Here is a 573-nt window from a genome sequence, read left to right on the forward strand (position 1 = left end):
GCAGAGACAACCAGGAGGTTGGCTTAGAAGCAGCCACCCTTGAAAGAGTGCGTAATAGCTCACTGGTCAAGTGATTCCGCGCCGACAATGTAGCGGGGCTCAAGCGTACCGCCGAAGTCGTGTCATTGACGCATGAGGACCAACGTCCGCGTTGATGGGTAGGGGAGCGTCGTGTGCCGGGTGAAGCAGCCGTGGAAACGAGTTGTGGACGGTTCACGAGTGAGAATGCAGGCATGAGTAGCGATACACACGTGGGAAACGTGTGCGCCGATTGACTAAGGGTTCCTGGGTCAAGCTGATCTGCCCAGGGTAAGTCGGGACCTAAGGCGAGGCCGACAGGCGTAGTCGATGGACAACCGGTTGATATTCCGGTACCCGCTTTGAAACGCCCAATATCGAATCAGGCGATGCTAAGTCCGTGAAGCCGCCCTGGAGTCTTCGGACAAAGGGGAGTGGTGGAGCCGACGAACCAGACTTGTAGTAGGTAAGCGATGGGGTGACGCAGGAAGGTAGTCCAGCCCGGGCGGTGGTAGTCCCGGGGTAAGGGTGTAGGCCGTGTGATAGGCAAATCCG

General features: G+C 57.9%; 1 rRNA gene. It reads left to right on the forward strand.

What is annotated here, in order from left to right:
- Nucleotides 1–573, forward strand: a 23S ribosomal RNA gene (locus K6I33_RS35570); the annotation flags it as partial.

Source organism: Streptomyces sp. UNOB3_S3 (assembly GCF_020740895.1).
Lineage (GTDB): Bacteria > Actinomycetota > Actinomycetes > Streptomycetales > Streptomycetaceae > Streptomyces.